The organism is Pseudomonas sp. PB120 (assembly GCF_009761815.1).
GTDB lineage: Bacteria > Pseudomonadota > Gammaproteobacteria > Pseudomonadales > Pseudomonadaceae > Aquipseudomonas.
In genome coordinates, this window is sequence record NZ_RWIN01000045.1 from 120,373 (window position 1) to 127,691 (window position 7,319).

The 7,319-nt window shown below is 57.0% G+C and carries 4 protein-coding genes; all 4 read right to left on the reverse strand.

The window, feature by feature from the left end; all coding sequences use genetic code 11:
* Positions 1–17: 17 nt before the first annotated feature.
* The 4 genes from EJA72_RS09390 to EJA72_RS09405 all read right to left on the reverse strand — a co-directional run bounded on the left by EJA72_RS09390 (position 18) and on the right by EJA72_RS09405 (position 7,017).
* On the reverse strand, positions 18–1,451 hold the full coding sequence (locus EJA72_RS09390; protein ID WP_157711193.1) for an OprD family porin: 1,434 nt from the start codon (positions 1,449–1,451) through the stop codon (positions 18–20).
* Between the two features lie 169 nt (positions 1,452–1,620).
* The gene (locus EJA72_RS09395) at positions 1,621–3,222 is read right to left on the reverse strand and encodes an ABC transporter substrate-binding protein (RefSeq protein WP_157711194.1); all 1,602 of its coding nucleotides are present in this window, start codon (positions 3,220–3,222) and stop codon (positions 1,621–1,623) included.
* A gap of 309 nt (positions 3,223–3,531) precedes the next feature.
* Positions 3,532–5,157 carry an ABC transporter substrate-binding protein gene (locus EJA72_RS09400; RefSeq protein WP_157711195.1) on the reverse strand — a complete coding sequence of 542 codons (1,626 nt, stop codon included), beginning with the start codon at positions 5,155–5,157 and terminating at the stop codon, positions 3,532–3,534.
* A gap of 258 nt (positions 5,158–5,415) precedes the next feature.
* A complete protein-coding gene (locus EJA72_RS09405) occupies positions 5,416–7,017 on the reverse strand; it encodes an ABC transporter substrate-binding protein (protein WP_157711196.1) in 1,602 nt (533 codons plus the stop codon).
* Positions 7,018–7,319: the final 302 nt, after the last annotated feature.

Consider the following 7,319-nt stretch of genomic DNA (forward strand, 5'->3'; position numbering starts at 1 on the left):
GCCGCAGGTTGGTGTTTTTACAAAGCCTTGAACGGAATGGTAGTTACGAGACGGAACTCGTTGATGTTGCCATCTGCCTGGAATTCGCTCGCGCGGTGAGTGGTGTAAGTCGCGCGAACAGTGGTGGCTTTAAGCGGGCCGCTTTGTACGGCATACGAAGTGCCAATACCGTATTCGTAATGGTGTTCGCCGTCCTGTTTCTGGATGCCGTCGTAACCTTTGTCGACTACGCCGCCGTTGCCGGTGTAGTGAGTGCCGTCGATACCCCAGCCGCGAGCCTGGTAGATGTTGAACTTCAGGCCAGGCACGCCGTATTCGGCCATGTTCAGACCATAGGCAATCTGGAAGGACTTCTCGTTTGGACCGTTGAAGTCCGACAGCAGGGAGTTGGCCAGGTAAATACCGTTGGTTTCGTGCAGGTAGTCGAAGTACTCGTTACCGTTCACTTCCTGGTACGAGAAGGTCAGGCTGTGAGCCTGGTGGGTCAGGCCGAACGACAGGGAATAGGTGTCGTTGTCGATTTTGCCGATCAGGGCCTTACCTTCATCCTTGGTTTTGTAGTAGTTCAGGCCAGTGGTCAGGCTGAGCACTTCGCTGTCACCCAATACGTGAGTGGCGCCGACGTAGTACTGGTTCCAGATGTCTTCTGCCTGGGTAGCCCAGAGGCTGGTGGTCAGGCTGGCGAAAGGTGTGTAGGTGATGCCGGCCGTGTTGACGTGATCACTTTCAACGATGCCGTTGGCGTATTCAGTGCGGAACTTGCGCTGGCTCTGCTCGGTACGCGGAGAGTTGCGATCAAAGGTGCCCAGGTCGAAGGCCAGGTTTTCCAGTTCTTCGCTGTGAATCGACACACCCTGGAAGCTCGACGGCAGAGGACGGTTACCAATGACGTCTACCTGCGGGCTGCTGAAGTTCTGACGACCGGCGGTCACGGTGGTGTTGGAGAAGCGTGCCTTGACGTTGGCCAGACCCAGTTTGCTCCACTGGCCCACGGCGTCGCCGCCTTCCTTGGTCAGCGTACGGTTGTAGCCAGCTTTTTCACGAGAACCCGGTGCGCCACCGAAGCGAGAGGCCAAGTCTTCCTTATCACGATCCAGGGCAATCGCGTTGTAGGCCGCGACTTCAGTACTGAAACCTACAGTGCCCTCGGTGAAGCCCGAGTTGTACTTGACGATGGTGCCTTGAACCCAGTTGATACGACGATCAGTCGGGGTCAACACGCCATTCTTGTTGTAGGAAAACTTTTCGCCACGCTTCAGCTGCTCGTTGGCATACCAGTTACGGGTAGTGCCAGTGACCGATTGGCCTTCAACGAAACCAGTGGCCTCGCTTTGTGCGCTTTTTTCTTTCACGGTGACGGGTGTGAAAGCCTGGCTCTGGGTTTCTGCGTAAGCCGTGGCGGTGATGCTGCTGATGGCCAAAGCCAATAACGCAGTGCTGCTCAGTTTCATGGGTGAAGCTCCTTTCTTTCTTTTTTTATGCCGGTCTTTTTTTGTGATCGGCTATTGGTTTAGAACTCATTCAAGGCATCGCAAACGTTTGCTGTTCGCCAAATTGACGAATTACGGCAATACGCTTGCGTGAGGACGGAATCCGCCCCCAGCGTTTCTGGCTAATCGGTTATTTTTCTATGCTGACACCCGAGAACACGTTGCGACCGAATGGACTCACCTTGAATCCTTCGATTTTGGCGCTCAACGGCTGGTTGACCGTCGAGTGGGCGACCGGCGTGATCGGCACCTGCTGCTTGAGGTACTGCTGCGCCTGTTTGTAAAGTTCGGAGCGCTGGTCGCGGTCGGTGACGACTTTGGCCTGCTTGATCAGCTTGTCGTAAGCCGGATCGCACCACATGGAGTAGTTGTTACCGCCAATGGCGTCGCAGCTGTAGAGCGTGCCGAGCCAGTTGTCCGGGTCCCCATTGTCACCGGTCCAGCCGATCAGGCTGATGTCGTGCTCGCCATTCTTGGTGCGCTTGATGTACTCGCCCCATTCGTAGCTGACGATCTTGACTTTGAGGCCAATCCTGGCCCAGTCAGCCTGGAGCATCTCGGCCATCAACTTGGCGTTGGGGTTGTACGGACGCTGGACCGGCATGGCCCAGAGGGTGATTTCGGTGCCTTCCTTCACGCCGGCAGCCTTGAGCAATTCCTTGGCTTTTTCCGGGTTGTAGGCAGCGTCCTTGATGGTCTCGTCGTAGGACCATTGGGTGGGCGGCATGGCGTTGACCGCCAGTTGCCCCGCGCCCTGGTAAACGGCGTTGAGAATGCTTTGTTTGTTCACCGCCATGTCCAGCGCCTGGCGCACTTCGAGCTGATCGAACGGTTTGTGGCGCACGTTGTAGGCGATGTAACCGAGGTTGAAACCTGGCTTCTCGATGAGCTTGAGTGCCGGGTCGTTCTTCAGCGCGGTCACGTCGGCAGGACGCGGGTGCAGGGTGATCTGGCACTCGCCGGCCTTGAGCTTCTGCACCCGCACCGACGCGTCGGTGTTGATGGAGAAAATCAGGTTGTCGAGCTTGACCCGGCTCGGGTCCCAGTACTGCTTGTTGCCGGTGTAACGGATGTTGGAGTCTTTCTGATAGCTCTTGAACACGAACGGCCCGGTGCCGATCGGCTTCTGGTTGATGTCGCTCGGTTTGCCCTCGGCCAGCAGTTTGTCGGCGTATTCGGCGGACAGGATCGCGGCGAAGCTCATGGCGATGTTCTGGATGAACGCGGCGTCTACGTTGTTGAGCGTGATCACCACGGTCAGCGGCCCGGTCTTGTCGACCTTGGCGATGTTCTTGTTCAGGCTCATCCCGTTGAAATACGGGAACTCGGTTGGATAAGCCTTACGGAAAGGTTGCTGTGGATCCAGCATGCGATTAAACGTGAACAACACGTCATCGGCGTTGAAATCACGGGTCGGCGTGAAGTACTTGGTGGTGTGGAATTTCACCCCTTCGCGCAGGTGAAAGGTGTACGTGAGGCCGTCCTCGGAAACATCCCAGCTCGTTGCCAGGCCTGGCACGACGTTGGTGGCGCCTTTTTCAAACTCTGCCAGGCGGTTGTACAACGGCTCGGCGGCGTCGTTATCGGTCGCGGTCGTGTACTGCGCAGTGTCGAAGCCAGCGGGGCTGCCTTCGGAGCAGAACACCAGGCTGTTGTTGGCGGCCTGGCTGATTGAACTGGCGGCCAGCAGGCCGGTGCCCAGCAATGCGGATAAAACCAAGGTATGGCGCATGACGCTCCCTTTTTCTCGTTCTCAAATGTTTTTCAATGCGCTGCCGGCCCGTCCGTGGACGAGGAAGCGTCATTGATTTCAAACCATGGCGTGCAGCAAAACCGAGAGCCCACGCGTTGACTGGTCAGATCCCGACGGTAGGGGCCGTGGGTCTGGCAGTAAATGCGTAGAGTCCTAAAAACTCGTAGGAAATGGCGACGCGTCCTATCCCGCTGCTGTAGTACGCAGTGGAATTTGGCTGTAGGCAGATTCCTGCTTTCTCGGTAGATAAAGCAACGGCGACGTCAAAGACGTCGCCGTTGCAACACCTTACTTGCTGACGCTGACGCCGTAGAAGGAGTTCAAGCCGAATGGGCTGATCTTGAAATCCTGCACTTCGTTGCGCATGGGTTGGAACACCGTCGAGTGAGCGATAGGTGTCATTGGAACGGCGTCCTTGAGGACGTGTTGCGCCTGTTTGTACAGTTCGGTGCGCTTGCCCTGATCGGTCGTGCGCTTGGCTTCTTTCACGATGCCGTCGAACTTCTTGTCGCACCACTTGGAGAAGTTGTTGCCTTCCAGCGAGTCGCAGCCGAACAGCACGTTCAGCCAGTTGTCCGGATCACCATTGTCGCCGCTCCAGCCAATCAGCATGGCCTGGTTCTCGCCGCCTTTGGAACGCTTGATGTACTCGCCCCATTCGTAGCTGACGATCTTGACGTTCAGACCAATCTGCTTCCAGTCGGACTGGAGCATTTCAGCCATCAGTTTGGCGTTCGGGTTGTAAGGACGCTGAACCGGCATCGCCCACAGAACGATTTCGGTGCCTTCCTTGACGCCCGCTTCCTTCAGCAGCTCTTTGGCTTTTGCAGGATCGTACTTGGCATCTTTGATGGTGGTGTCGTAGGACCACTGGGTCGGCGGCATGGCGTTGACGGCCAGTTGACCTGCACCCTGGTAAACCGAGTCGATGATCTGTTGCTTGTTGACGGCCATGTCCAGTGCCTGACGCACTTTCAGTTGTGCCAACGGGTTCGCCTCGTTGCTGCCCTTGACCTTGTCCATCACGTTGTAGGCGATGTAACCCAGGTTGAAACCAGCCTGGTTAGGCACTTTCAAGGTCTTGTCTTCTTGCAGCGCCTTCAGGTCAGCCGGGCGTGGGAACAGAGTGATCTGGCACTCGCCCTTTTTCAGCTTCTGGATACGCACCGACGGGTCGGTAGTAATGGCGAAGATCAGGTTGTCGATCTTGACGTCGTCAGGCTTCCAGTAGTCCTTGTTCCCGGTGTAGCGGATGTTGGAGTCTTTCTGGTAGCTCTTGAACACGAACGGACCAGTGCCGACCGGCTTCTGGTTGATGTCGGCGGCTTTGCCTTCCTTGAGCAGCTGGGCAGCGTACTCGGCGGACTGCACCGACGCGAAGCTCATGGCCATGTTCTGGATGAACGCGGCATCCACTTCTTTCAGCGTGAACTTGACGGTGTGGTCGTCGACTTTGTCGATCTTGGTGATGTTGGTATCCATCCCCATGTCGGTGAAGTACGGGAATTCAGTCGGGTACGCCTTACGGAACGGATCATCCTTGTTAATCATGCGATTAAAGGTGAACAGCACGTCGTCGGCGTTGAACTCGCGAGTCGGCTTGAAGTACGAGGTGGTGTGGAACTTGACGCCTTCACGCAGGTGGAAGGTGTAAGTCAGGCCGTCGTCGGAGATGTCCCACTTGGTCGCCAGACCAGGAATCACGGCGGTGCCGCCGCGCTCGAACTGAGTCAGACGGTTGAACATGGTTTCTGCAGAGGCGTCGAAGTCGGTTCCGGTGGTGTATTGACCAGGGTCGAAACCGGCCGGGCTCCCTTCGGAGCAAAACACCAGGTTACTCGCAGCTTGAGCGAATGGCGCGGCAGCTAACAAGCTGGCGCCAAGTAAAAACGGAATGACCGCTTGTTTAAGCATGGTGGCCTCATGATTTGTTGTCATTTTTGAATTTGAGGACGACCTCGTGAGTCGTGCCTGCGGATACTTATGCAGGGGCCATACCCATTGCAAGATCCAGATCGTCCACATGTCTTAAACAGTAGTACGAACGTACCTTAATGTCGCATATGTATAAATTGTCGCGCATTTGACCGTTTGCGCCGGGTTTTTTCGGTGCAGGTGGCGCACTGGGAGAGGGCAACCGGGGCGTTTGGCGCACCCGGTTGGCGCGCGGTGTTACTTATTTATACCTACACCGTAGAAAGGTGTGAGGCCAAACGGGCTGATCTTGAAGTCGGTGACTTCCTTGCGCAAAGGCTGGAACACCGTCGAGTTCGCAATCGGGGTGATAGGTACCTGTTGTTTAAGGATTTTCTGTGCTTGTTGATACAGCTTGACCCGTTCGTCACGGTCGGTTGAAACCTTGGCTTGCTGCACCAGCTTGTCGTAAGCCGGGTCGCACCATTTGGCGTAGTTGCTGCCTTTCACCGCAGCGCAGCTGTAAAGCACGCCGAGCCAATTGTCCGGGTCGCCGTTGTCGCCGGTCCAGCCGTAGATCATCGCATCGTGTTCGCCGTTCTTGGCGCGCTTGATGTACTCGCCCCATTCATAGCTGACGATGTTGGCTTTGATCCCGACTTTCTCCCAGTCCTGCTGGATCATCTGCGCCGACATGCGTGCATTCGGGTTCGACGCCCGCTGCACGGTCATGGCCCACAAGTTAATAGTGGTGCCGGGTGCAACCCCTGCTTCTTTCAGTAGCGCCTTGGCTTTGGTCGGGTCATGCGGCGCGTCCTTGATGTTTGGGTCATACGACCATTGCGCGGGGGGCAGGGCGTTCTGCGCGAGTTGCCCGGCGCTCTGGTAGACGGCTTTGATGATCGCCGGTTTGTCGATGGCCATGTCCAGGGCCTGACGCACCTTGAGCTGGTCCAGCGGCGGATGGGTCACGTTGTAGGCCAGGAAGCCGAGGTTGAAACCGGCCTGCTTGAGCACGCGCAGGTTCGGGTCTTGCTCCATCACTTCGATGTCCGCCGGGCGAGGATAGCCGCTGACCTCGCATTCGCCGGCCTTGAGTTTCTGCAAGCGGACGGCGGCATCCGGGGTGATCGAGAAGATCAGGTTATCGAGCTTCACATCCTCGGGTTTCCAGTAGGCCTTGTTGGCGACGTAGCGGATTTGCGAGTCCTTTTCATAGCGTTTGAACACGAACGGCCCAGTGCCGATGGGCTTCTGGTTGATCTCGGCGGCTTTGCCTTCTTTCAATAACTGCGCGCCGTACTCGGCGGATTGCACCGAGGCGAAACTCATGGCGAGGTTTTGCACGAAGGCGGCGTCGATGTTGTTCAGGTTGAAATGCACGCTGTGGTCATCGACTTTGTCGACGCTCCTGATCGTTTTGTTCAGGTCCATGTCGGTGAAGTACGGCGACTCGGCGGGATAAGCCTTGCGGAAGGCATTCTCCGGATCGAGCAGGCGATTGAAGGTGAACAGCACGTCGTCGGCGTTGAAGTCGCGGGTCGGGGTGAAGTAGTCGGTGGTGTGGAATTTCACACCTTCGCGCAGGTGGAAGGTGTAGCTGAGACCGTCCTTGCTGACCTCCCAACGGGTTGCCAGGCCGGGCTCGACTTCGGTGCCGCCGCGTTTGAACTGGGTGAGGCGGTTGAAGACGGTTTCGGCCGAGGCGTCGAAGTCGGTGCCGCTGGTGTATTGGCTGGGGTCGAAACCGGCGGGGCTGGCTTCGGAGCAGTAGACCAGGGTGGTGGCGGCTTGAGCCAGTGGTGCGGTTGTTGCGAGGGCGAGGGCGAGTAGCAGTGGTTTGACGGTGGTTCTTTCCATGGAGTCCCCGGGGGTATAGGCCGCGATATTTTCCTCAGAGTAGCGTTGTAGACGGGGTGGGCGGAAATATCCGTTTCAGAGGGGGACCCGTGTGTTTGGGCACAGGTCTTGGCGGCCTTTGGGCCGACCAGGTTGTTGTTGGCTGGGGGCATATCCGTTGCTGCGGTAACGGCCGCTTAGGGTTTCGCCCTTACGGCGACTCACTTTTTTTTCAAACGCCAAAAAAAAGTAAGCAAAAAAAGGCTCGCCCCAAGCGTCCGGCCCCTCGCTAAGGCTCGGCGTTCCTTCGCTCCGGTATTCAT